The sequence below is a fragment of the Micromonospora sp. DT231 genome, from assembly GCF_049847025.1.
Taxonomy (GTDB): Bacteria; Actinomycetota; Actinomycetes; order Mycobacteriales; family Micromonosporaceae; genus Micromonospora.
Genome location: NZ_JBNCNO010000019.1, coordinates 1 through 21,568, shown reverse-complemented (window position 1 = coordinate 21,568; position 21,568 = coordinate 1). Strand labels below are relative to the sequence as shown.

Below are 21,568 nucleotides of genomic sequence, written 5' to 3'. Positions count from 1 at the left end.
TGTGTCGCTGGGCGCCGATCGCACACTTGTGGCGGTCGGCGCAGCGGCGTGGACGGCGTAATGAAAGGCTTGGCACATGAGTTCCGCACCTGCACAGCACGACGCACCGACTGACGCACCGATTGACGCCGTCCCCGCCGACGCCGAAGAGGTGTACGCCTTCACCGAGCTCGGGCTGCGTCCCGAGCTGCTGGGCGCGCTGTCCGCCCTCGGTTACGAGGAGCCGACCCCGATCCAGCGGGAGGCGATCCCACCCCTGCTGGAGGGTCGGGACCTGCTGGGCCAGGCCGCCACCGGCACCGGCAAGACGGCGGCGTTCGCGCTCCCGCTGCTCAACCTCATGACGGCCCACCGCCAGGGTGGTGACCCGGTGGCGCTGGTGTTGGTGCCGACCCGGGAGCTGGCGGTGCAGGTCTCCGAGGCGTTCCACCGCTACGGCAAGGACCTGGGCGCCCGGGTGCTGCCGATCTACGGTGGGCAGCCGATCGGGCGGCAGCTGCGGGCACTCGACAACGGTGTCGACGTGGTGGTGGCCACCCCGGGGCGGGCCCTGGACCACATCGCTCGGGGCACCCTGCGCCTGGGCGGGCTGGCCACGGTGGTGCTCGACGAGGCCGACGAGATGCTCGACATGGGCTTCGCCGAGGACATCGAGGCGATCCTGGAGCACGCTCCGGCGGAGCGTCAGACGGTGCTCTTCTCGGCCACCATGCCGTCGCGCATCGACGGGATGGCCCGGCAGCACCTGCGCGAGCCGGTCCGGATCGAGATCGGCCGGGAGCAGACGGTCGCGGGCGAGGCGCCCCGGGTGCGGCAGAGCGCGTACATCGTGACCCGGGCCCACAAGCCGGCCGCGTTGGGCCGGGTGCTGGACGTGGAGTCGCCGACCGCGGCGATCGTGTTCTGCCGCAGCCGGGAAGAGGTCGATCGGCTGACCGAGACGATGAACGGGCGGGGTTACCGCTCCGAGGCGCTGCACGGCGGGATGAGCCAGGAGCAGCGCGACCGGGTGATGGGCCGGCTGCGGGCGGGCACCGCCGACCTGCTGGTGGCCACCGACGTGGCGGCCCGTGGGCTGGACGTCGAGCAGCTCACCCACGTGGTCAACTACGACGTGCCGTCCGCGCCGGAGTCGTACGTGCACCGGATCGGTCGGGTGGGCCGGGCCGGCCGTGAGGGCGTGGCGATCACCCTCGCCGAGCCGCGTGAGCACCGGATGCTCAAGACCATCGAGCGGGTGACCGGCCAACGGATCACCATCGACAAGATCCCCACCGTGGCCGACATGCGGACGCGGCGGTTGGAGCTGACCCAGGCGGCGCTGCGGGAGAGCCTGCTGGAGGACGACCTCGACCCGTACCGGGTGATCGTGGAGACGCTCACCGACGAGTTCGACCTGATGGAGGTCGCCCTCGCCGCCGTGAAGCTGGCCCACGAGGTGACGTCGCCGGGCTCCGACGACGAGGAGGAGATCCCGCAGGTGCCGGTGCGCGGTCCGCGCGAGGGTCGACCGGAGAGCGGCGGCCGGGGCGGCGACCGGCGGGGCGGAGGCCGGCCGCGCTCGGGCGGCGGCAACACCGTCCAGGTCTTCGTCGGCCTGGGCCGGCGGGCCGGGGTGCGCCCGCAGGATCTGGTGGGCGCGATCACCGGGGAGACCGGGATCCGTGGCCGGGACATCGGCTCGATCGAGATCGCCGACCGGTTCTCGTTGGTGGAGGTGCCGCAGGGCGTGGCCGACGAGGTGATCTCCGGGTTGCGGCAGAGCACGATCAAGGGCCGCAAGGCGACCGTGCGCCGCGACCGCGGGGGCGACGAGCGCTGAGCGCACCGCCGGCCTGAGCGCGCTGCCGGCGACCGCCGGGGTACGACGGTCGCCGGCGCTGCGGGTCATTGGTGGGCGGTGACCGCGCCGCCCACCATTCCTACCCGATGTTCCCGCTGACCACGTTGTTGGCGCCGACCAGCGAGATGCCGCCGGAGGCGTGATCATAGGCCCGCATCACGTTGTTGCTGACGATCCAGTTGTTGCTCGTGCCAACGGTCACGATCGGGCGGTCCTGCCGGGGGGAGGCCGTCGAGTCGGAGTAGATCTGGTTGCCGATCACCTGGCACAGGCCGGAGTCTCTGCCGCGAATCCCACTCTCACCGTTCTCGTGAATGTCGAGACCCATGATTCGAGTCCGCCCCGACGAGAAGACGCCAATGCCGTTGGAGGCGTTCCGCCACAGCCGGCCGCCGATGAACTGGTTCCCCCAGACCTGCCAGAGGTCGGCTCCGTTTCCGGTGCCGCCCGTGCCGTTCGACTCCAGGTAGACGTTCTGGAAGATGTTCCGGTTCGCGCTGTTGCGCAACTCGACGCCGTTGCCGACACAGCCCCAGACGTGCAGGTTGTCGAACATGCACGCACCATCGTGCAGTCGTAGGCCGGTCTGGCATTCGCCGACCCAGACGTTGAGGAACTCGTTGTCGTAGGCCCAGGCGTTCACGAAGATGCCGATGCCGGCGCCGTCCTCGATATTGACGTCGGTGATCTTGTTTGCGTGGGCGCTGGTGCTCTCACCCGTGCCGAGGAACTCGATGGCGTGGCTGCCGGAGTTGCTGAAGTGCAGGTGGTGGAACGTCGACCGGGGACGCCGGACGGTCAACAGCACGCCCGAGGTCCGCATGCCGTAGAAGTGCACGTTGGAGATCTGGTTGTACGTGCCCGACGAGATGAGGCGGCCGGTGTAGCCCGGGGCTGGCTGGATGATCGCCGCGCCGATATTCTCCCCGGTCCAGGTCAGGCTCGTCGGGAACTGGACCTCCGACCCGAGGCCGAGTCTGCCCACCGGCTGAAAGATCTCTCCGCCCTCGGTCGGCAGCAGACTCAGCGCGACGGCGACCTTCGCCGCCTCATCGCTGCCGTCGAGCAGGCAGCCGACCCGGGGGTCGCGCAGACTGAGAGCGGCCTCGCGTACCACAGCCGCCCCGGTCGGTTCCGCCCTCGCTGCCGTGGGCAGCGTCGCCGCGACCGCGGCACCCGCGCCACCGGCGAAGAGCGCCCGCCGTCCCAGCGCTCGGCCCACCGGCCCTGGCCGCTGCGGCATCGCCGACGGCACGACACCGGAGGGGCTCACGTTCGATTCCATGTCTCTCCCCCGCTAATTGATCACGTCGAGCAGGGGCCGACCTTATCGGCGATCGCCGACGCGTGGGGGGCGCCGGCGCTGCCGGCGACGAGCGCTGACACGCCGCCGGCGACCGCCGGGGTACGACGGTCGCCGGCGCGGTGGGTCAGAAGGAGTACGGCCCGAACCGGCCCCACGCCACCACGGCGGCGAGCACGAGCAGCACCGCGCAGGTGATCGCGCCTTGCAACTCCGTACGACGCTGCTCCGCCGTGTCCTGCTTCTTCCTGTCGCGCAGGTGCACGAGGATGCCGCCGATCATGACGATGACCAGCCCGGCGGCGGCGAGCGGGGTGAGCACGGTGGCGATGTCGGCGAGCGGGGGCAGCACCAGCCCGACGGCGGCCAGCAACTCGACCGCGCCGAGCGCCTTGACCTGGGTCGGCGGGACCGGGTCGACCCACCGCATCAGCTCGCGCAGCTTGTCCTTGGGTTGGGTCAGCTTGGCGAAGCCGGCGCCGGCGAAGACGGCGGCGAGCAGGATCTGGATGATCCAGAGCACCAGGTTCACGGGGGTTCCTCCAGGGGACCGCCTCGCGGCGGAGAGGTAGTTGAGGATTCAAGCGAGACAGTAGACCTCCCCCCGCGTACCAAAGGACCCCCGCCGTCTCCGAAGACGGCGGGGGTCCTTTTTCGCGCAGCGTCAGACCGTGAAGAGGGCCGGACCGTCCAGCGCCTCGACCTCGGCCGGGCGCAGCGCCAGGGCGAGCACGTCGGCCACGTCGGCCAGGGTGTGCACGGTCAGCGCCTCGCGCACCTCGGTCGGCAGGTCGTCCAGGTCGGGCTCGTTACGCGCCGGGATGATCACCTCGGTGAGGCCGGCCCGGTGTGCGGCGAGCAGCTTCTGCTTCACCCCACCGATCGGCAGCACCCGACCGGAGAGCGTCACCTCGCCGGTCATCCCGAACTCGGGGCGCACCGGCCGGCCGGTGACCAGCGAGGCCAGGGCCGTGACCATTGTGATGCCGGCGCTCGGACCGTCCTTGGGCACCGCGCCGGCCGGGAAGTGGACGTGGATCCGGCGTCCCGCGAGAGCGTTCGGGTCGATGCCGAACCGCCGCCCGTTGGAGCGCAGGTAGGAGAGCGCGATCTGCGCCGACTCCTTCATCACGTCGCCGAGCTGGCCGGTCAGGGTCAGCCCCGGCTCGCCCTCCATGCTTGTCGCCTCGATGAAGAGCACGTCCCCACCGGCGCCGGTGACGGCGAGGCCGGTTGCCACGCCGGGCACGGCGGTGCGCTCGGCCGACTCCGGGGTGAACTTCGGTCGCCCCAGGTAGCCGGTGAGGTTGTCCTTGTCGACGCGTACCGGGGTCGGGTCGGTCGCCAGCGTCACCGCCACCTTGCGCAGGATCTTGGCGAGGCCACGTTCGAGCTGCCGGACTCCGGCCTCCCGGGTGTACTCCCCCGCGATCAGCGCGAGAGCGTCGTCGGCGACGCTCACCTCGTCGGCGGTCAGCCCGGCCCGCTCCCGCTGCCGGGGCAGCAGGTGGTCGCGGGCGATGGCGACCTTCTCGTCCTCGGTGTAGCCGTCCAGGGTGACCAGCTCCATCCGGTCCAGCAGCGGGCCGGGGATGGACTCCACCACGTTGGCGGTGGCCAGGAACAGCACGTCGGACAGGTCCAGGTCGACCTCCAGGTAGTGATCCCGGAAGGTGTGGTTCTGCGCCGGGTCGAGCACCTCCAGCAGGGCGGCGGCCGGGTCGCCGGCGTAGCCGGCGGAGACCTTGTCCACCTCGTCGAGGAGCACGACCGGGTTCATCGAGCCGGCCTCGCGCAGCGCGCGGACGATCCGGCCGGGCAGCGCGCCCACGTAGGTGCGCCGGTGACCGCGGATCTCCGCCTCGTCGCGGACGCCGCCGAGCGAGACCCGGACGAAGTTACGCCCGAGTGCCCGCGCCACGGACTCGCCGAGGCTGGTCTTGCCCACTCCGGGAGGGCCGGCGAGGGCGAGGACCGCGCCGGAGCCGCGACCGCCGACCACGCCGAGGTTGCGCTCGGCCCGCCGGTTGCGCACGGCCAGGTACTCCAGGATGCGGTCCTTCACGTCGGCCAGGCCGGCGTGGTCGGCGTCGAGCACCGCCCGGGCCGCGGCCAGGTCGGTGTTGTCCTCGGTACGCGTGCCCCACGGCATCTCCAGCACCGTGTCGAGCCAGGTGCGGATCCAGCCCGCCTCCGGTGAGGCGTCACTGGCCCGCTCCAGCTTGCCGACCTCGCGCATGGCCGCCTCGCGGACCTTCTCCGGCAGCTCGGCGGACTCGACCCGGGACCGGTAGTCGGCCGAGCCGTCCGGCTCGTCCTCGCCCAGTTCCTTGCGGATCGCGGCGAGCTGCTGACGCAGCAGGAACTCCCGCTGGGACTTCTCCAGCCCCTCCCGGACGTCACTGTTGATCTGCTCGGTGACCTCCTGCTCGGCCAGGTAGTCCTTCACCCAGCCGACAAGCAGCTCCAACCGGGCGGTGACGTCCGGCGCGGCGAGCAGTTCGGTCTTCTGGTCCAGGGTCAGCCAGGGCGCGTAGCCGGCCGAGTCGGCCAGCTCGGACAGGTCGGTCATCCGCTCCACCGCGTCGATGACCTGCCAGGCGCCCCGTTGCTGGAGCACGGAGGTCACCAGGGCGCGGTACTCGCGGGCGAGTTCCCGGGCGCGGCCGGCGGGAGCGGGTTCGTCGAGTTCGGTCGCCTCGACCCAGAGGGCGGCGCCGGGGCCGGGCACGCCGGAGCCGATCCGGGCCCGGGACAGGCCGCGGATGACGGCGGCGGGCTCACCCTCGGGGAGCCGGCCGACCTTCTCGATGGTGGCGACGACGCCGACCGGGCCGTACTCGCCGTCGATGCGCGGCACGGCCAGCAGCTTGCGATCGCCGGTCGCCCGTGCCGCGTCGATCGCGGCCTGGGTGGTCGGGTCGAGGGTCACCGGGATGACCATGCCGGGCAGCAGCACGGCGTCGGTCAGGGGAAGTACCGGAAGAGTTGCCATCGAACACCTGCTATCGCGTTGAGTTGAGCGTGTCTGGCTCAAGTAACAAAGCGTTCCCCTTGTTCCGGACTGTGACCCAGGCCACTCCAGGGAGGGTTCCGGCAGGCTCCCCTCGTTCGGTGCGTACCCGCATGATCGGCACCCACCGGGGAACGGCGCAGACATGCCGGGAGACACCACCATCCGACTCGTCGTCGTGGACGATCACCCCCTTTTCGTCCGCGGCCTCGAATCGCTGCTCCCGATCACCGGCGCGGGCCGCGCCGAGGTGGTCGCCTCGACCGGCGACGCCGCCTCCGCCGCGACGCTTGTCGGCCGCTGCCGGCCCGACCTGGTCCTTGTCGACCTGCACCTGCCAGCGCCGGGTGGGATCCGGGCGGTGGCCGCGATCCGGCGGGCCACCCCACGGGTACGGGTGGTCGCGATGTCCGGCGGCGTCGACCCCGCCGCGGCGCTGGAAGCGCTGCGGGCCGGGGCCGAGGGGTTCCTGCCCAAGACCAGCGAACCGGAGGAACTGCTGCCCCCACTGCTGGCCATTCTCGGCGGCTGGGCGGTGCTCCCGGCCGAATTGTTACGTGCCATGACGCGGCCCACGCACGCCACCTCGGTCGACCTGGACGGCGAGGAACGGCGGCTGCTGCGCGCGATCGCCGCCGGCCGCAAGACCGTCGACATCGCCGAAGAACTGCACGTCTCGGAACGGACGGTGAAACGGATGACCGCCGCGTTGCTGCGCAGGCTGCGGGTGTCCAACCGGGCCGAGGCGGCCGCCGTGGCCGGGCACACCGGCCTGCTCCATCATTGAGGCTCCGCCATCGGCACCGTTTCACGGTTTTTTTCGGTAACGGAATCGCGACGCGCCGAATGGGACGCTTATTGTTGCGGATTACCGGGGTGATAGGTCAGACTTTGGACACATCCCGCCGCACACAGGGAGTAATCGGCAATGGCGAGAAAAGTAATCACGGTCCTGACCGACGACCTGGACGGCGGCAAGGCCGACCGGACGGTCGAGTTCAGTCTCGACGGAGTGGCCTACACGATCGACGTCTCGGACGAAAATGCCGGCGTCTTGCGTAAGGCACTGGACCCCTACATCAATGCGGGTCGGCGGATCGGCCGCGGTCCGGTGGAGAGCGCCCGATCGATCCGGAGGCCGGGGCGACCCACCGGCGCCGGAATGGATCGGGAGCAGAACCGGGCCATCCGGGAATGGGCCGTCAAGAACGGCTACAAGATTTCCGAGCGGGGCCGGATCCCGGTTGAGGTCGTCGAGGCGTACAAGGCGCGCTGACGCGCGAGTTGCCGACGGGGTCCCGCTGTGACGGCGGGGCCCCGTCGGGTTGTCCGGCACCAGAAACGACGGTGGCCGGTCACCAGGGCCCTCGCCCGGGTGACCGGCCACCGCCGGTCGAGGTCGGTCAGTTGACGTCGATGCGTACCGAGTCGAACGCGGGCGTCTGGTTGGCCCGCTCCATCATCGGCAGGCGGTGCGAGCCGTCACCGGCCCAGACGGAGCACTGCGCGGTCCCCGCCTCCGGCAGGCCCGGAATCTGGATCGTCACCTCGTCGGGCTGGGCGCCACCGCGACCGTCCTCGGTCGCGACGAAGAAGGCGGGCACCTCCTGCGGCTCCGGCGGGGCGGTCAGGCTGTCCAACATCCGGCACGCGGTGTGGAAGTGACCCCGGACCAGGCCCTGGGCGTTGAGCAGCGAGCTCTCCACGTAGTAGCCGCCCTGACCGGCGGCCAGGAAGCGGTCCCGGACCAGGTTGCGGGTGCTGACCCGCAGGGTGAACGCCTGGTTGCGGCCGACCTGGTCGGGGAACTGGGTGATCAGCAGGGACGGGTTGTTGGCGGCGGCGCCGACCTCACCGAACTCGGTGCTCACGCAGCGGTTGCCGATCTGGAAACCGTCGTGCGGCTGGAGCCGGCTCTCGTCGCAGTCGTTGGCCAGCACGCCGAGCCCGGCGCCCGGGGCGTTGCCGCCACCGTTGTTCCCGCCACCGTTGTTGCCGCCACCGGGGGTGGTGGTGGGTGAGCTGCCGCCGTTGTTGCCGGTGGGCTGCACCTGACAGTCGGCGAGCTGCGCGAGGCCCTGCGGCCGGGGTCCGACCCGGTCGATCGCGGTCGTGATCCGGTCCAGCACCGCGCGCCGCTTGCCGGCCAGCGGTTGGAGGATCGCGTTGCGGATGAACGCCTCACCCTTGTTGCCCTCGGCGGCCAACCGGCGGTCCGCCTCGGCGATCTGGGCCTGCAACTGGGCGAGACCGCGGTCCACCTCGGCCCGCGCCTGGGCCGGCACCTGCGGCAACTTCGCCGTCACGTCCGGACAGGCGATGGCCGTGCCGGTGCCCACCGTGCCGTCCTTGCCGTCCTCGCACTCGGGGACCGATTGCTGCCCGTCACCCCAGTGATTACGCACCCAACGACCGTTCTGCCAGGTCCGGCTGGTCGAGGCGCCGCCAGCCGGCGCGGTCGAACCCGGGCTCGGCTCCACGCACTGCCCGGCGACCGGACGCGGCTTATTTGTCCGCCGGTCCTGGGCCGACGAAATCTGGGTCACGGCGACGACTCCGCCGAAGACCACGAGCGTGCCGACAACGGCCAGCAGACGCTTGCTCCGCGCGTTGCCGGATGACCGGCGCGCCCGTGTGGACCTGCGCATCGAATTGCTCTCCTTCTCGATCCGGTAGTGGATTCCTGCCCTCGGCGGACCGACGGATGTGAGAGGGCACGCCACGGCGGTGAGCACCGTGACCTACCCGGGTAATGCGTCGATGGCCGACGATGCCCTTTCCGCACCGTCTCCCGCGCCCGGGGGCGCGGATGGGGAGATCCTGTTCATTCGCGCAGGAGTACGGGACGGCGACCGGGAAGGTTCAACCGTCGCGCAGGAAATTGCCCAGACCGGATCCGGAGCCGGTGTCAGCAGGGAGAACGGGCGTCGGTCAGTCGACGCAGAGGTGGTCGAAGGCGAATCCGCCGACCAGTTCGGCACGGCGTCGACTCAGCGCGACGATCTGCGCGGTCAACTCGGCGCGCGGCAACAGGTCCGTTCCGGCGTTCGCCCGCAGCCGCTCCCCGACCGCGACGGTGGCGAGATCCTCGGCCAGTTGGGCCGCGTCGATGCCGCAGGAGAAGCGCTGCTCGGTCACCGCGACCCGCTCGACGAGGCACGCGTCGGGGCGGACCTGCACCCAACTCCACCCCTGCGCCGTCCCGTCGGCCCAGCGCACGTGCAGGCCGCGCACGATCGGGTCGGCCACCCGTCCCGCCACGTACGCCTCGACCGCCGCCGCGCGGGTCAGCGCGCCCAGGTCGTTGACCTGCCCGGTGCGGCCGTCGGGCAGTCGACCGAGGATGTCCCGGAAGCCCACCGGGGCGTGGTCGTCCCCGTCGGCGGTCACTCCGGCGGCGCCCGCCGCGTAGGCGCGCGCGTCGATCACGTAGTCCACGAGGCGTCGGCCGTGCTCGGCGGCCCGCAATGTCGACGATCCGATCCGCAACACGGGCAGGCCGGCGGCGGCGCTGACGGCGTCGGTGAGTCGCTCGGCACGCTGCTGCGCCGAGCCGGCGGGGGCCACCGGGCCGATCTGGACGGCGACGATCACCCGGCCGGTGTCGGCGGCGCAGACCACGACGTCGAAGCTGGCACGGCTGGCCGAACTCCACTGACTGCCGGTGACCCCGGGCGGCCGACCCTGGACCAGATCGCTGAGCCGGCGCGCCGGATGGACCCGGTGGCCGGCGCGACTGAGCGGCATCTCGCTCCCGCCGTCGGCGGGCAACGCCCGCAGCCAACCCCGGTCGTCGCTGCCGATGCTCGTCATCTGCCTGATCCATCCGCCGGTCGGTCGAGCCGCGCCGAGTCTAGGTGGTCGATCATGGGACCCCGAGTTTAGATGTGACCGGGATCACAGGCGACCGACGTTCCAGGGGCAGCCGGCGGGTGTATCCAGCGAGCGCCGGTACCGGACCGGCCGGAGGTGACCATGTCGCGACAGCAGTTCGGCTTCCTCGCCGGGTTTCTCGCCGTGGCGGTCTGGGCGCTCGCCGGCATCGGCGTGGCCGCCCTCGCCGTACTCGCGGGCCTGCTCGGCTGGCTCGTGGTCCGAGTGCTCGACGGCGACCTCACGGTGACCGGCCTCGGCGACCGCCACACCGACCCGCGGCGGCGCCGATGACCACCCGCCCCGCCGACGCCGCGGAGGTCACGCGGATCGCGGTCCGGGCGGCCGGCCTGGTACCGGGCGTGTCCGTCGTCCGTCCGGCGGAGGTCCGCCTCGACGACCGATCCGTCGGACTCGACCTGCACCTGATCACCTGGTACGGGCACAGCGTGCCCGCCATCGCCGAGACGGTCCGGGCGGTGGTCGCCGACCGGGTGGCCGCCAGCACCGGGCTCCACGTGGCGATGGTGACAGTCACCGTGGACGACCTGCTCGTCCCGGGCGTCGACGTCTCCGCCCCCGCGACCGTGTCCGCCGAGGGCGGCTGAGGTGCGCAGCGTCAACCGGGTCGCCTCGCTGCTGCTGGCCACCGTCCTGCTCGTCGGCGGGGCGCTGGTGGCCGCCCAGGCACTGCTCCTCGCCCTGGACCGGCCGGTGCCGCTGGAGCCCACCGGCTGGCTCGACGCCCTGAGCGGCGCCCGGTGGCGCGACCCGGGCGTCCAGGCGGTGGCCGGCGGCGCCGTCCTGCTCGGCCTGGTCATCCTGGTCGCCCAACTGCGCCCCTGGACGCCGGTGCGGTTGCGCACCGACCAACACGACGGCTGGCACCTGCACCGGCGCAGCGTGGAGCGGCGGCTGGCCGACGCCGCCGGCGCGGTGCCCGGCGTACGCCGGGCCCGGGTCCGGGTCCGGGTCCGACGGCGCGGCGGCCAGTGGCGCCCCCGGGTGCGCGCGACCGGCGACCCGGCGGCCCGGCCGGAGATCGAGTACGCGGTGCACCAGGAGTTGCACCGGCTCACCGCGCCACGCTCCGGCCCCGTCGACGTCCGGCTCCAACCTCGCCGGCGGCCGGCATGACGAACGCCGCGCACCGCCTGTTGTGGACCATCATCGCGCTGCTGCTCGTGGCGGTCGGCGGCGCGGCGCTGGCGGCCGGCCACGGCACCCTGCCCGGCGCCGACGCACGGGCGGCGGTGCTCAGCGCCGGGCTGCTGGAGCGGTGGCGGCTGGCCGCGCCGTGGAGCACCCTGGCCGCGGCGGTCGGCGGGGCACTGCTCGCCCTGGCCGGGCAACGCCTGTTGGCCCGGGAGGTGCGGCGGCCCGCCGGTACGCTGCGCGGCACCCTGAGCCACCCCGGGCGGCGACCGGGCCGGACCCGGCTGGCCACCGACGTCCTCACCGACGCGCTGGTCCGCGACCTGACTGGCAATCCCGGGGTACGCCGGGCCCGCGTCGTGCTCACCGGCGAGCCGCCGCGCCCCGACGTGTGGATCCGGGTGGACCTGACCGCCGACGCGGCGACCGCGGGCGTCCGCGAGCACGTCCGCGCCGCCGTCCGCCGGTTCGCGGCGACGACCGACTGCCAGCCGGCGCACCTCGACGTGACCGCCCACATCGAGCCGGTCCGACCCTGACCCACGCCGAACCGGGCCGACGCCGAACCGGGCCGACGCCGAACCGGGCCGATCCTGACCCGCGCCGGGCCGGGCCGGCATGATCGGGGCGGGGACCGGTGGCGGACGGAGGTGCGCGGGTGCGGGTGGTGTCACTGGTGCCCTCGCTGACCGAGGCGGTGGCGTTGACCCTGCCGGGGCTGCTGGTCGGAGCCACCGACTGGTGCAGCCACCCGGCCGGGCTCGACGTCGCCCGCGTCGGCGGCAGCAAGTACCCCGATCTGGACCGGGTCCGCGCGTTGCGGCCAGATCTGGTGCTGCTGAACGTCGAGGAGAACAGCCGGGCCGACGCCGAGGCGCTGCGGGCGGCCGGTGTGCCGGTGCGGATCACCTACCCGCGTACCGTCGCGGGCGCACTGACCGAGCTGGGCGAGCTGCTGGCCGAGCTGGGTGCGCCGGCCGAGCCGGACTGGCTGCGGGCCGCTCGGCGCTCGTGGGCCGCGCCGCCCCGACTGGCGCCGCCCCGCCGCGCGGTGGTGCCGGTCTGGCGTCGACCGTGGGTGGTGCTGGGCAGCGACACGTTCGCCGGTGACGTGCTGCGCCGGCTCGGCGTGGTCAACGCCTACGACGAGCACCCCGAGCGCTATCCCCGCCCGCCCCTCGCGGAGCTGCGCGAACAGGAGCCCGACCTGGTGGTGCTACCCGACGAGCCGTACCGGTTCACCGCCGAGGACGGGCCGGAGGCGTTCCCCGGCGTACCGTGCGCTCTGCTGTCCGGTCGGCACCTCACCTGGTACGGACCCTCCCTGGCCGATGCGCCCGCGCTCCTGGCCGAGCAGCTGTCTCGACCGGTGGTGATCGACTGACGCGGGCGGCCCGGCGGCTCAGCGGCCCGGCGGCACAGCGGCTCAGCCGTCGACGCCGGGGCGGCGCGCCGCCACGACGCTGGCCCCGATGGAGACCGCCAGGGTCAGCACCACCACCGCGAGGGTCGACCAGACCGGCAGCTTGCCCACCGGCGTCTCGGCGAGGATGAGCTTGAGCCCCGCGAAGCCGAGCAGCAGCGCGAGACCGTAGCGCAGGTAGCCGAACTGGCGCAGCAGGCCGGCGAGGCAGAAGTAGAGGCTGCGCAACCCCAGTACGGCGAAGGCGGTCGCCGTCCAGACCAGGAAGGTGGTCGTGGTGATGGCGAGGATCGCCGCCACCGAGTCGATGGCGAAGACCACGTCCGTGGCCTCGATGGCGACGAGCGCCACCAACAGCAACGTCGCCACCCGCCGGCCGGCGACTCGGGCCGTGAACCGATCGCCGTGGTACCGGGCGTCGGTGGGCACCAGCCTCCGAAACAGCCGCACCACGACGTTGCGTTCCGGGTCGACGTCCGGCTTCCCGCGTACGGCCAGCCGCCAACCCGTCCAGATCAGGAAGGCACCCAACACGAACCCGGCCCAGGCGAGCCGGTCCAGTAGCTCGGCGCCGGCGAGGATGAACAGCAGGCGGAAGACGAGCGCCCCGACGACACCCCAGAACAGCACCTTGTGCTGATAGCCCGACGGCACTCGGAAGTAGCCGAAGAGCAGGGCGAAGACGAACACGTTGTCCACCGAGAGCGCCTTCTCCAACAGGTAGCCGGAGAAGTACGCGACGGCCGGGTCACCCCCGAGGCCCCACCAGAGGACCACCCCGAACAGCAGACCCGCGCCGATCCAGATGGCGCTCCACAGCAACGCCTCGGGTAGTTCGATGACGTGGTTGTCCCGGTGCAGGAGCACGTCCACGGCGAGCAGTACGGCGATCAGCGCGCTGGTTGCCGCCCAGGCCCACAGCGGCACCGGGACCGTCGCCTCAGCCACCGACGCCCTCCGCATCGACCACGGCCACCGCCCGACACCCCACCCGCCGGCTGTGTCGAGCCTAGGCGAGCGCCCTCGGTCCAGACCGGGGAAGTCGGATCCGTCCGCCGATCTTGCACTTTCTGTCGACCTTTTGTCGAGGAAAGGGGCTTATGCCAGGGCAGAAAATGCAAGATCGACGCGGCTTGGGGTGGGTGTGGGGTCGGGGGTGGGCGGGTCTGCCGCACATCGGTGGGGGGTGATCCGGCAGGATCGACGGTGACCGGACACATCAACCGACACGGCAGGAGATCCCCGCATGAACCAGGCAGCAGGCGCCCGATCCGGCAAGCCCGAGGTGGGTCCGATCGAGGGTGCGCCGCCGGCCGACCTCGTGATCGAGGACATCACCGTTGGTGAGGGACCGCAGGCCGCACCGGGCCAGCTCGCCAGCGTGCACTACGTCGGCGTGTCGCACTCCACCGGCGACGAGTTCGACTCGTCCTGGAACCGGGGCGAGGCGTTCGAGTTCCCGCTCGGCGGCGGTCAGGTCATCGCCGGCTGGGACCAGGGCGTCGTCGGCATGCGCGTCGGCGGCCGCCGCCGTCTCACCATCCCGCCCCACCTGGGGTACGGCGACCGCGGTGCGGGCGGCGTCATCAAGCCGGGCGAGACGCTCGTCTTCGTCGTCGACCTGCTCGGCGTGCGCTGACCGATGCACCGGGGGTCGTCGGCACACGCCGACGACCCCGCGGCGGACCAGGATCGCGGGATTGCGCGACGCACGCCGGCGGCGCCACGGCGGGCAGGGATCGCGGGACTGCGCGACGCGCGCCAGCGGCTCAGGATCGCGGGACTGCGCGGCGCACGCTGGCGGCGCCACGGCGGGCCGGGATCGCGGGATTGCGCGGCGCACGCTGGCGGCGCCACGGCGGGCCGGGATCGCGGGACTGCGCGGCGCACGCTGGCGGCGCCACGGCGGGCCGGGATCGCGGGACTGCGCGGCGCACGCTGGCGGCGCCACGGGGCCGGGATCGCGGGATTGCGCGACGCGCGCCAGCGGGTCCGCGGCGGACGCGGATCGCGCGGGCCAGGGTCAGGCGGCCAGTTGCAGGTGTGCCGGATCGACCGCCGGGCGACGGGCGGCCTCGACGATCCGGGCCGGCTCCAGGATCGGCATCACCCGGTGCAGGCCGGTGGCGCGCAGCACACGGGCCACGACCGGGCTCGGGTCGATCAGGACCAGTGCGCCACCGCACGCCCGAACACGCAGGTGTGCGGCGAGCAGGGTGCGGACGCCGGCGGCGGAGAGCAGCCGCAGCCCGGACAGGTCCAGCTGAAGCACCGGACGGGCCGGCACGGACCACAGCGCGGACCGGAACGCGGCCACCGTGGCGATGTCGACCTCGCCGGCCACCCGCACGAGGACCATCTGGTCACTCACGTTGACCTGCACGTCCAGCCGGTCGCTCCGCTCACCCATGCCGAGAAATCTAGTCGCCCCCACCGACAGTTTCGGCCTCCGGCGGAGTGATTCCGGGTACGCCCAGGGTCTTACCCCGAGGTACCCCTCATCCCCCTCGGGGTGCAGGCTCGGGGCCCTGCTCCGCGCCTCGCCGCGCCCCGCCCGCGCCGCGCCTCGCCGCGCCCCGCCGCGCCCCGCCCGCGCCGCGCCTCGCCGTGCCTCGCCGCGCCTCGCCGTGCCTCGCCGCGCCGCGCCGTGCGTCACCTCGCCTCGCCCGGCGCGCGCCACCCGGCGGGCCGGGCCGTGATCGACTCCCGTTCGGTGAAACCGGGGCATCCGGAGGAGCGGGATGCCCCGACATCACGGATACCGTGTTGATCATGGGCGACGGTCGGCGTCGGCGGTGGAGAATAGGCCGATGGTGATCCCTCGGCCCCGGCCGCCCCGGTTGATCCGTCCCGTCCGCGAGCCGGCCACCGTTCCCCCGCCGTTGGCCGGGGCGTGGGCTCCGACGGATCGAAGGCTCGACCGCGCCGAGGTGCTGCCCCTCCCCGACGGCGCCGTCGGCCCGGAGGACGTGGTCGTCGACGACGCCGGCCGGGTGATCAGTGGCGACGAGGACGGCCGGCTCTGGTGCTGGCCGGTCGACACGCCGGTCGGCACCCGCCCCCGGTTGCTGGCCGAGACCGGTGGCCGGCCGCTCGGCATCGAGGTGGATGCGTCCGGTACGGCTCTCATCGTGTGCGACGCGTACCGCGGGTTGTTGCGGGTGACGCCCGACGGCGCGGTACGCGAACTGACCGGAACGGCGCCCCTGGTGCACCTGGCCAACAACGCGACGGTGGCGCGCGACGGCACCGTCTACTTCACCGACTCCTCCGACCGGTTTCCGGTCTCGCACTGGAAGCGGGACCTGTTGGAGCACCGCCCCAACGGGCGGGTGCTGGCCTACCACCCGGGCACCGGCCGCACCGAGGTGGTGGCCGATGGGCTGTACTTCCCCAACGGGATCGCGCTGACCCCGGACGAGTCGGCGCTGATGCTCGTGGAGACCAGCACCCACCGCCTGCTCCGCGTCGACCTGGGCGGCGGCGTCCGGGTGCTCGCCGACCTGCCCGCGTACCCGGACAATCTCTCCGCCGTCGGCGACGGGACGTACTGGATCGCGTTGCCCAGCCCACGGGTGCCGATCGCCGAGCGGCTGCTGCCGCACCCGCGACTGCGACAGGTCGCCGCGTTGCTGCCCGACGCGTTGCAGCCGCAGCCGCGCCGCTACGGGCTGGTCGCGCTCGTCGACGACGCGGGCACGGTCCGCCGGACGCTGCACGGCCCGGCCGGGCGGTACCGCATGATCACCGGGGTACGCCAGCACGGCGACCACCTCTGGCTGGGCAGCCTGGTCGGGCCGGGGGTGGCCCGCGTACCGCTGGACTGATTCGGTCGGTGGGCCGGCCCACCGTGGTGGCGGGCCGGCCCAGGGTGTGCGCGCCGGTGTCTCAGCGGCCGCTGACCGAGGGCGCCGGGGCGGGCGAACCGCCGGCCACCGCGCCCGGGTGCGCCGGGGCGACAGGCGCGGGCTTGAGACCGGGCGACACCGGCAGGGCGCTGCCCTTGACGAACTCGTCCCAGCTCACGTTCCACGCCGTCCAGCCGTTGCCCGGTTGCAGGTCGACCTCGGTGCCCTTGACGGTGATCAGGTCACCGACCTGCGTCACCCCCATCAGCCAGTCCGCTGCGGTGGCGGAGACGTTCGCGCAGCCGTGCGAGGTGTTGGTGTAGCCCTGCTCGCCCTCCGACCAGGGGGCCGAGTGGATGAACTCGCCACCCCACGTGTAGCGCTGGGCGTCGTCGACGTCGACCACGTACCCACCGTTGGGCTCACCCCGCGTGTCGAAGGTGGTCCGCTCGTGCTTCTCCATGATCACCATCTTGCCGCTGGAGCTCGGCGTGCTCGGCTTGCCCAGGCTGACCGGGATCCGGCGGACCTGCTTGCCGTCGCGCAGCACCGTCATCTGCTTGGTGGCGTTGTCGATCTCCAGCGCGAGCTGGCGTCCGATCTTGGAGGTGGCGGTCCGCTCGGCGTCGCCGACCCGGTCCTTGCCGATCGGCAGGCCCTCCAGGCCGGCCCGGACGCTGATCGTGGTCCCCGGTTTCCAGAAATCGGGCGCCCGGTAATAGACCTGACTGCCGTCCTCGATCCACGACCAGGTGCCCGGCTGCGGAGGATTCGTCTTCACGAACAACCGCCGTTGAACATCTGCTCTGGCCTCTTTCGGAATTGCCGGGTCGAACGCGACGGTTACCGGCATCGCCGTGCCGTACGTCCGATTGCCCACGAAATAGAGGGTGCTGGTGATCTGCGGTTTGGTCGATTTGGCCATGGTGGTGAACGAGGTGGTGCGGGTGGTGGTGGCACCGGAGTCCCCGGTCGCGGTCACCTCGGCGGTGTACGTCCGCCGCGGTTGCAGCGGCACCGTCGGCACCCAACCCGAGCCGTCTTCGCGCGGCTCGGCGCCGACCTGCTTGCCCTTGTCGTCGGTGAGGCGTACGCCGGTGACCCGTCCACCCCTGACCACGGTGCCCACCTCGGCGCTGACCGGGACGTCCCGGGCCCGGTCCGCCGGTGTCACGGCGAGTTCCGGGCCGGCGACGTGGTCCTTGGCCGAGCCATTCGCCGAGTGGTCCCGGTCGGCGGTGCACCCACCCAGGATGAGCGGTGCGGCTGCGATGGTTACCGCCAACAGCGTCAATCGCCGCCTAGACGTCATGTTCAGTCCCCCCGTATTCGACTTCCCTCCGCCACATTCTGACCTGCCCAGCAGGGGCATCAGCCGCATTCCGAAATAATTGGCGGCGCATTTACCGACGCATTTTCCGACGATGTTCCACTTGGCAGAACAGGCGCTCAACCGACCGATGTCGGGCCCTCTGGTCCGCTTGAGCCGGGCGGGTGCGGGCGTCCCGTTCGTGATCGACTCGGCTTCGTCGAGGCCGGGGCATCGGGACGTCCAGGATGCCGCGACCTCCATGAGCGCGAGTGGATCACGCTCGGTTCGCGGGCGGGTCGGGTCCGGTGAGATCGGGTCCGCGCACTTCGGGGACGGACTTTTGTCGCCTGAAGCGAAACTTCTGCCGAACGCGACGAAGCTTTGCCTTCGTCCGGGGGCAAGGGTAAGGTCACCTTCCAGATAGAGGGTTGCCCATTAGTCGATCAGCTTGCCGCCACCCTGCCGGGTCGCCGTGTTCCGCCCCCACAGGGGGCTGAGCCGCACCGGCGCGCCGTCCTCACCGTCCAGCCGGAGCCCGCCTCCGGCCGGTTCGGCGTGCCCGGGTGACGGTGGCCAGGTCGACCTCCGCCGACGGCGTACCTGCCGTCAGGAAGGGACCACCACCATGGATCAACAGCTCAACCAATCGACACCGGCGTCCGGAGCGATCAGCCGGCGCGGAGTGCTGCGCGCCGCGACCGTCTCCGCCGCCGCTGTCGGCACCGCCGGCCTGCTCGCCAGCCCGGCCGCCGCCGCACCCGCCGGGCAGGCCCAGGGCCGGCGCCGGGTGCCGGTGGATCGGATCAGCATTCAGCTCTACACCCTGCGGGACCAGCTCGCCGCCGACCTGCCCGGCACCCTCGACGCGCTGCGCCGGATCGGCTACCGGCGGGTGGAGCACGCCGGATTCGTCGGACGCACCGCCGCACAGTTCCGGGCCGCGCTCGACGAGGCCGGGTTGCGGTCCACCTCCGGGCACACCGGCATCCCGCAGCCCTTCGACGCCGCCACCTGGGAGCAGGCCCTCGCGGACGCCAACGTCGTGGGCTGCAAGAAGATCGTCCACCCCTACTTCGGTCGGGACGCCAGCGGTCAGGCGATCCGGGACCCCAACGTCTACCGGGCCCTGGCGCGCGACCTGAACAAGGCCGGCCGACTGGCCGAACGCGCCGGGCTCGACTTCGGCTACCACAACCACCAGTTGGAGTTCGTGCCGTTGACCGACGGCTCGACCGGCTTCGAGATCCTCACCGGGCAGACCGACCCGCGCCTGGTCCACTTCGAACTCGACCTCTACTGGACCTGGCGGGGCGCGCACGACCCGGTCGACGTGATCCGGGCCAACCGCGGCCGAATCCGCCAGGTGCACGTCAAGGACCTCGACGTCGAGGGCGGTTTCGCCGACCTCGGCGACGGCGTCATCGACTTCGGCCGCATCTTCGCCAACGAGCGGGAGGCCGGCATCGAGGAGTACATCGTGGAGCGCGACGACGCGGGCACCACGCCACGCTCCCCCGCCGACGCCCTGGACACCGCTCGGGTCGGCTTCGACTATCTCGCTTCGCTCCGGTACTGAAACACCTCGGGGGACAATCTTGATGAACAGAACCGCATTCGTGTCCGCTCTGCTGCTGGTGACGGCCGGTCTGGTCGTACCAGCGTCGGCAGCGGCCGCGGCGCCGGCCGCGCCGCCGGACACCAGCTTCCAGAAAGTGACTCTCAACGACTTCCCCGGCGAGCCGATGAGCCTCGCCGTCCTGCCCGACCTGCGGGTGCTGCACACCTCCCGCACCGGCGAGGTCCGCATCCACGACCCGCGTACCGGGCTGAACACCCTCGCCGCCGACATCCCGGTGTACGAGCACGACGAGGAGGGGTTGCAGGGGGTCGCCATCGACCCGAACTTCGCCCAGAACAAGTGGGTCTACCTCTACTACTCGCCGCCGATGAACACGCCGGTGGACGACCCGGCGACCCCCGGCGTCAACGAGGGGGACGCGCCGGAGACCGGCACCGAGGCGGACTGGCAGCCGTACAAGGGCGCGCTGCGGCTGTCCCGGTTCAAGCTGGACGGGATGAAGCTCAACCTCGCCAGCGAGCAGCAGATCATCGACGTGCCGACCGACCGGGGCATCTGCTGCCACGTCGGCGGCCAGATCGACTTCGACAGCTTGGGCAACCTGTACCTGTCGACAGGTGACGACACCAACCCGTTCGCCTCCGACGGCTACATCCCGATCGACGAGCGGGCCGACCGTCACCCGGCGTTCGACGCCCAGCGCAGCGCGGCCAACACCAACGACCTGCGCGGCAAGCTGCTGCGCATCAAGGTGAAGAACGGCGGCGGTTACACGGTGCCGGCCGGCAACCTGTTCAAGCCGGGCACGGCGCAGACCCGCCCGGAGATCTACGCGATGGGGCTGCGTAACGCGTTCCGGTTCTCCGTCGACAGGCGTACCGACAACGTGTACGTGGGCGACTACTCCCCGGACGCCTCCACCCCGAACCCGGAGCGCGGGCCGGCCGGGCACGGCCGGTGGATGGTCATCGACAAGCCGGCGAACTACGGCTGGCCGTACTGCGTGACGCCGACGATCGCCTACCGCGACTACGACTTCGCCACCGGCAAGTCCGGCGCCAAGTTCAACTGCAAGCGCCCGGTCAACGACTCACCGCACAACACCGGCAAGCGGGTGCTGCCGGCGGTCGAGCAGCCGCAGGTCTGGTACGCGGCCGCCCCGTCGGCCGAGTTCCCGCAACTGGGCACCGGCGGCATCTCGCCGATGGGCGGCCCGGCGTACGACTACGACGGCACCAGCACGTCGCGTACCCGCTGGCCGGCCTACTACGACGGCGTGCCGCTGTTCTACGAGTGGTCCCGCGACTACATCAAGGAGTTCCGCCTCGACTCCGACGGTGACGTGACGGACATCCGTCCGGTGGCGCCGTCGCTCGTGGTGGACAACCCGATGGACATGGAGTTCGGCCCGGACGGCGCGCTCTACGTGCTGGAGTACGGTGACGGCTACTTCGCCGAGAACCCGGACGCCCAGCTGTCCCGGATCGACTTCGTCCGCGGCAACCGGACGCCGATCCCGAAGATCAGTGGTACGCCGACCGTCGGGCAGGCCCCGTTGACCGTCGCGTTCTCCAGCGCCGGCACCACCGACCCGGACGGTGACACGCTCAGCTACGCGTGGGACTTCAACGCGGACGGTTCGGTGGACAGCACCGCTCCGAACGCGAGCTGGACGTTCCCGGAGAACGGCTCCTACACGCCGACACTGAAGGTGACCGACCGCACCGGACGGTCCGCCTCGGCATCCCTGCCGCTCGTGGTCGGGCCGACCGCGCCGGTCGTCGAGTTCGTCACCCCGGAGGCCGGGCAGCCCTTCCAGTTCGGGCAGACGGTCGCGTACGAGGTGAAGGTCACCGACGACCTGCCGGTGGACTGCTCCAAGGTGAAGGTCACCTACGTGCTCGGGCACGACGAGCACGGGCACCCGCTCTCCACCTCGACGGGTTGCTCCGGGACCATTCCCACGTTCCTCGACGGTGGACACAGCGGTGCGGACAACCTGACCGCCGTGTTCGTCGCGGAGTACACCGACGCGGGCAACCCCGCGCAGTCGGGCTCGGCCACGGTCGTGCTGGACCCGACCCCGGTGGCCGGCCTGGCCGGCTGACCAACCCACGATGACAGCGGCGGGGGCCCGGTCACACCCGGGGCCCCCCCGCCTCGGGAGAGCACCCGCCGGCGCGGGGCCCCCCCCCCCGCCCGGCGCGAGAGCCCCCCCC

General features: G+C 72.1%; 20 protein-coding genes. 12 read left to right on the top strand and 8 right to left on the bottom strand.

Going from position 1 to position 21,568, the window contains the following annotated elements:
* The first annotated feature begins 76 nt into the window (after nt 1-76).
* Entirely contained in the window at nt 77-1,822 is a 1,746-nt protein-coding gene (locus ACPXBU_RS32255; RefSeq protein ID WP_393370627.1) for a DEAD/DEAH box helicase, read from the top strand.
* 100 nt (nt 1,823-1,922) lie between these two features.
* Here ACPXBU_RS32255 and ACPXBU_RS32250 read toward each other — a convergent pair whose 3' ends face one another.
* The 3 genes from ACPXBU_RS32250 to lon all read right to left on the bottom strand — a co-directional run bounded on the left by ACPXBU_RS32250 (nt 1,923) and on the right by lon (nt 6,141).
* Nucleotides 1,923-3,128: a right-handed parallel beta-helix repeat-containing protein gene (locus ACPXBU_RS32250; RefSeq protein WP_425761084.1), complete on the bottom strand. Its 1,206-nt coding sequence runs from the start codon at nt 3,126-3,128 to the stop codon at nt 1,923-1,925.
* A gap of 145 nt (nt 3,129-3,273) precedes the next feature.
* Complete coding sequence (locus tag ACPXBU_RS32245; protein WP_425761083.1) at nt 3,274-3,678, bottom strand: DoxX family protein; 405 nt, start codon at nt 3,676-3,678, stop codon at nt 3,274-3,276.
* A gap of 132 nt (nt 3,679-3,810) precedes the next feature.
* On the bottom strand, nt 3,811-6,141 hold the full coding sequence (lon, locus tag ACPXBU_RS32240) for an endopeptidase La (protein WP_393370632.1): 2,331 nt from the start codon (nt 6,139-6,141) through the stop codon (nt 3,811-3,813).
* A 163-nt stretch (nt 6,142-6,304) separates the two neighbouring features.
* On the opposite strand from lon, the gene ACPXBU_RS32235 reads away from it, so the two are divergent.
* Together ACPXBU_RS32235 and ACPXBU_RS32230 are read left to right on the top strand one after the other, a co-directional pair.
* Nucleotides 6,305-6,946, top strand: coding sequence for a response regulator (locus tag ACPXBU_RS32235; RefSeq protein WP_393370635.1), 642 nt, complete (start codon nt 6,305-6,307; stop codon nt 6,944-6,946).
* Nucleotides 6,947-7,087: 141 nt separating this feature from the next.
* The gene (locus ACPXBU_RS32230) at nt 7,088-7,435 is read left to right on the top strand and encodes a histone-like nucleoid-structuring protein Lsr2 (protein ID WP_357076739.1); all 348 of its coding nucleotides are present in this window, start codon (nt 7,088-7,090) and stop codon (nt 7,433-7,435) included.
* A 127-nt stretch (nt 7,436-7,562) separates the two neighbouring features.
* On the opposite strand, the gene ACPXBU_RS32225 is transcribed toward ACPXBU_RS32230, so the two are convergent.
* Both ACPXBU_RS32225 and ACPXBU_RS32220 read right to left on the bottom strand, forming a co-directional pair.
* Complete coding sequence (locus tag ACPXBU_RS32225) at nt 7,563-8,807, bottom strand: hypothetical protein (protein ID WP_425761082.1); 1,245 nt, start codon at nt 8,805-8,807, stop codon at nt 7,563-7,565.
* 283 nt (nt 8,808-9,090) lie between these two features.
* On the bottom strand, nt 9,091-9,972 hold the full coding sequence (locus ACPXBU_RS32220; protein WP_425761081.1) for a hypothetical protein: 882 nt from the start codon (nt 9,970-9,972) through the stop codon (nt 9,091-9,093).
* A 162-nt stretch (nt 9,973-10,134) separates the two neighbouring features.
* On the opposite strand from ACPXBU_RS32220, the gene ACPXBU_RS32215 reads away from it, so the two are divergent.
* From ACPXBU_RS32215 to ACPXBU_RS32195, 5 genes are all read left to right on the top strand, one after another.
* On the top strand, nt 10,135-10,326 hold the full coding sequence (locus tag ACPXBU_RS32215) for a hypothetical protein (protein ID WP_357811124.1): 192 nt from the start codon (nt 10,135-10,137) through the stop codon (nt 10,324-10,326).
* Nucleotides 10,323-10,640: an Asp23/Gls24 family envelope stress response protein gene (locus tag ACPXBU_RS32210; RefSeq protein WP_425761080.1), complete on the top strand. Its 318-nt coding sequence runs from the start codon at nt 10,323-10,325 to the stop codon at nt 10,638-10,640. Before ACPXBU_RS32215 ends, ACPXBU_RS32210 begins: the two co-directional genes overlap by 4 nt.
* Nucleotide 10,641: 1 nt before the next feature.
* Nucleotides 10,642-11,169, top strand: a complete 528-nt coding sequence (locus ACPXBU_RS32205) for a DUF6286 domain-containing protein (protein ID WP_425761079.1) — start codon at nt 10,642-10,644, stop codon at nt 11,167-11,169.
* Nucleotides 11,166-11,726, top strand: a complete 561-nt coding sequence (locus ACPXBU_RS32200) for a hypothetical protein (protein ID WP_393370650.1) — start codon at nt 11,166-11,168, stop codon at nt 11,724-11,726. Before ACPXBU_RS32205 ends, ACPXBU_RS32200 begins: the two co-directional genes overlap by 4 nt.
* A gap of 119 nt (nt 11,727-11,845) precedes the next feature.
* A complete protein-coding gene (locus tag ACPXBU_RS32195) occupies nt 11,846-12,571 on the top strand; it encodes a helical backbone metal receptor (protein ID WP_425761078.1) in 726 nt (241 codons plus the stop codon).
* A 42-nt stretch (nt 12,572-12,613) separates the two neighbouring features.
* Here ACPXBU_RS32195 and ACPXBU_RS32190 read toward each other — a convergent pair whose 3' ends face one another.
* Nucleotides 12,614-13,573 (bottom strand): TerC family protein, encoded by a 960-nt coding sequence (locus ACPXBU_RS32190; RefSeq protein ID WP_425761077.1) that lies wholly within the window; start codon nt 13,571-13,573, stop codon nt 12,614-12,616.
* 283 nt (nt 13,574-13,856) lie between these two features.
* On the opposite strand from ACPXBU_RS32190, the gene ACPXBU_RS32185 reads away from it, so the two are divergent.
* Nucleotides 13,857-14,249 (top strand): FKBP-type peptidyl-prolyl cis-trans isomerase, encoded by a 393-nt coding sequence (locus ACPXBU_RS32185; RefSeq protein WP_425761076.1) that lies wholly within the window; start codon nt 13,857-13,859, stop codon nt 14,247-14,249.
* Between the two features lie 384 nt (nt 14,250-14,633).
* On the opposite strand, the gene ACPXBU_RS32180 is transcribed toward ACPXBU_RS32185, so the two are convergent.
* Nucleotides 14,634-15,020, bottom strand: coding sequence for an STAS domain-containing protein (locus ACPXBU_RS32180; RefSeq protein ID WP_425761075.1), 387 nt, complete (start codon nt 15,018-15,020; stop codon nt 14,634-14,636).
* A 400-nt stretch (nt 15,021-15,420) separates the two neighbouring features.
* Here ACPXBU_RS32180 and ACPXBU_RS32175 point away from each other — a divergent pair, with 400 nt between their 5' ends.
* Nucleotides 15,421-16,437 (top strand): SMP-30/gluconolactonase/LRE family protein, encoded by a 1,017-nt coding sequence (locus ACPXBU_RS32175; RefSeq protein WP_425761074.1) that lies wholly within the window; start codon nt 15,421-15,423, stop codon nt 16,435-16,437.
* A gap of 61 nt (nt 16,438-16,498) precedes the next feature.
* Here the strand turns inward: ACPXBU_RS32175 and ACPXBU_RS32170 are convergent, their stop codons facing one another.
* Nucleotides 16,499-17,770: a L,D-transpeptidase gene (locus ACPXBU_RS32170; protein ID WP_393370668.1), complete on the bottom strand. Its 1,272-nt coding sequence runs from the start codon at nt 17,768-17,770 to the stop codon at nt 16,499-16,501.
* Nucleotides 17,771-18,395: 625 nt separating this feature from the next.
* On the opposite strand from ACPXBU_RS32170, the gene ACPXBU_RS32165 reads away from it, so the two are divergent.
* Both ACPXBU_RS32165 and ACPXBU_RS32160 read left to right on the top strand, forming a co-directional pair.
* Complete coding sequence (locus ACPXBU_RS32165; protein WP_425761073.1) at nt 18,396-19,346, top strand: sugar phosphate isomerase/epimerase family protein; 951 nt, start codon at nt 18,396-18,398, stop codon at nt 19,344-19,346.
* A 22-nt stretch (nt 19,347-19,368) separates the two neighbouring features.
* The gene (locus ACPXBU_RS32160; RefSeq protein WP_393370674.1) at nt 19,369-21,456 is read left to right on the top strand and encodes a PQQ-dependent sugar dehydrogenase; all 2,088 of its coding nucleotides are present in this window, start codon (nt 19,369-19,371) and stop codon (nt 21,454-21,456) included.
* Nucleotides 21,457-21,568 lie beyond the last annotated feature (112 nt).

What these genes read in the sequence shown, in the direction of transcription:
- ACPXBU_RS32255 (WP_393370627.1), top strand. Translation starts at nt 77, where the DNA reads ATGAGTTCCGCACCTGCACAGCACGACGCACCGACTGACGCACCGATT.
- ACPXBU_RS32250 (WP_425761084.1), bottom strand. Translation starts at nt 3,128, where the DNA reads ATGGAATCGAACGTGAGCCCCTCCGGTGTCGTGCCGTCGGCGATGCCG.
- lon (WP_393370632.1), bottom strand. Translation starts at nt 6,141, where the DNA reads ATGGCAACTCTTCCGGTACTTCCCCTGACCGACGCCGTGCTGCTGCCC.
- ACPXBU_RS32235 (WP_393370635.1), top strand. Translation starts at nt 6,305, where the DNA reads ATGCCGGGAGACACCACCATCCGACTCGTCGTCGTGGACGATCACCCC.
- ACPXBU_RS32230 (WP_357076739.1), top strand. Translation starts at nt 7,088, where the DNA reads ATGGCGAGAAAAGTAATCACGGTCCTGACCGACGACCTGGACGGCGGC.
- ACPXBU_RS32225 (WP_425761082.1), bottom strand. Translation starts at nt 8,807, where the DNA reads ATGCGCAGGTCCACACGGGCGCGCCGGTCATCCGGCAACGCGCGGAGC.
- ACPXBU_RS32220 (WP_425761081.1), bottom strand. Translation starts at nt 9,972, where the DNA reads ATGACGAGCATCGGCAGCGACGACCGGGGTTGGCTGCGGGCGTTGCCC.
- ACPXBU_RS32215 (WP_357811124.1), top strand. Translation starts at nt 10,135, where the DNA reads ATGTCGCGACAGCAGTTCGGCTTCCTCGCCGGGTTTCTCGCCGTGGCG.
- ACPXBU_RS32210 (WP_425761080.1), top strand. Translation starts at nt 10,323, where the DNA reads ATGACCACCCGCCCCGCCGACGCCGCGGAGGTCACGCGGATCGCGGTC.
- ACPXBU_RS32200 (WP_393370650.1), top strand. Translation starts at nt 11,166, where the DNA reads ATGACGAACGCCGCGCACCGCCTGTTGTGGACCATCATCGCGCTGCTG.
- ACPXBU_RS32190 (WP_425761077.1), bottom strand. Translation starts at nt 13,573, where the DNA reads ATGCGGAGGGCGTCGGTGGCTGAGGCGACGGTCCCGGTGCCGCTGTGG.
- ACPXBU_RS32185 (WP_425761076.1), top strand. Translation starts at nt 13,857, where the DNA reads ATGAACCAGGCAGCAGGCGCCCGATCCGGCAAGCCCGAGGTGGGTCCG.
- ACPXBU_RS32180 (WP_425761075.1), bottom strand. Translation starts at nt 15,020, where the DNA reads ATGGGTGAGCGGAGCGACCGGCTGGACGTGCAGGTCAACGTGAGTGAC.
- ACPXBU_RS32175 (WP_425761074.1), top strand. Translation starts at nt 15,421, where the DNA reads ATGGTGATCCCTCGGCCCCGGCCGCCCCGGTTGATCCGTCCCGTCCGC.
- ACPXBU_RS32170 (WP_393370668.1), bottom strand. Translation starts at nt 17,770, where the DNA reads ATGACGTCTAGGCGGCGATTGACGCTGTTGGCGGTAACCATCGCAGCC.
- ACPXBU_RS32165 (WP_425761073.1), top strand. Translation starts at nt 18,396, where the DNA reads ATGGATCAACAGCTCAACCAATCGACACCGGCGTCCGGAGCGATCAGC.
- ACPXBU_RS32160 (WP_393370674.1), top strand. Translation starts at nt 19,369, where the DNA reads ATGAACAGAACCGCATTCGTGTCCGCTCTGCTGCTGGTGACGGCCGGT.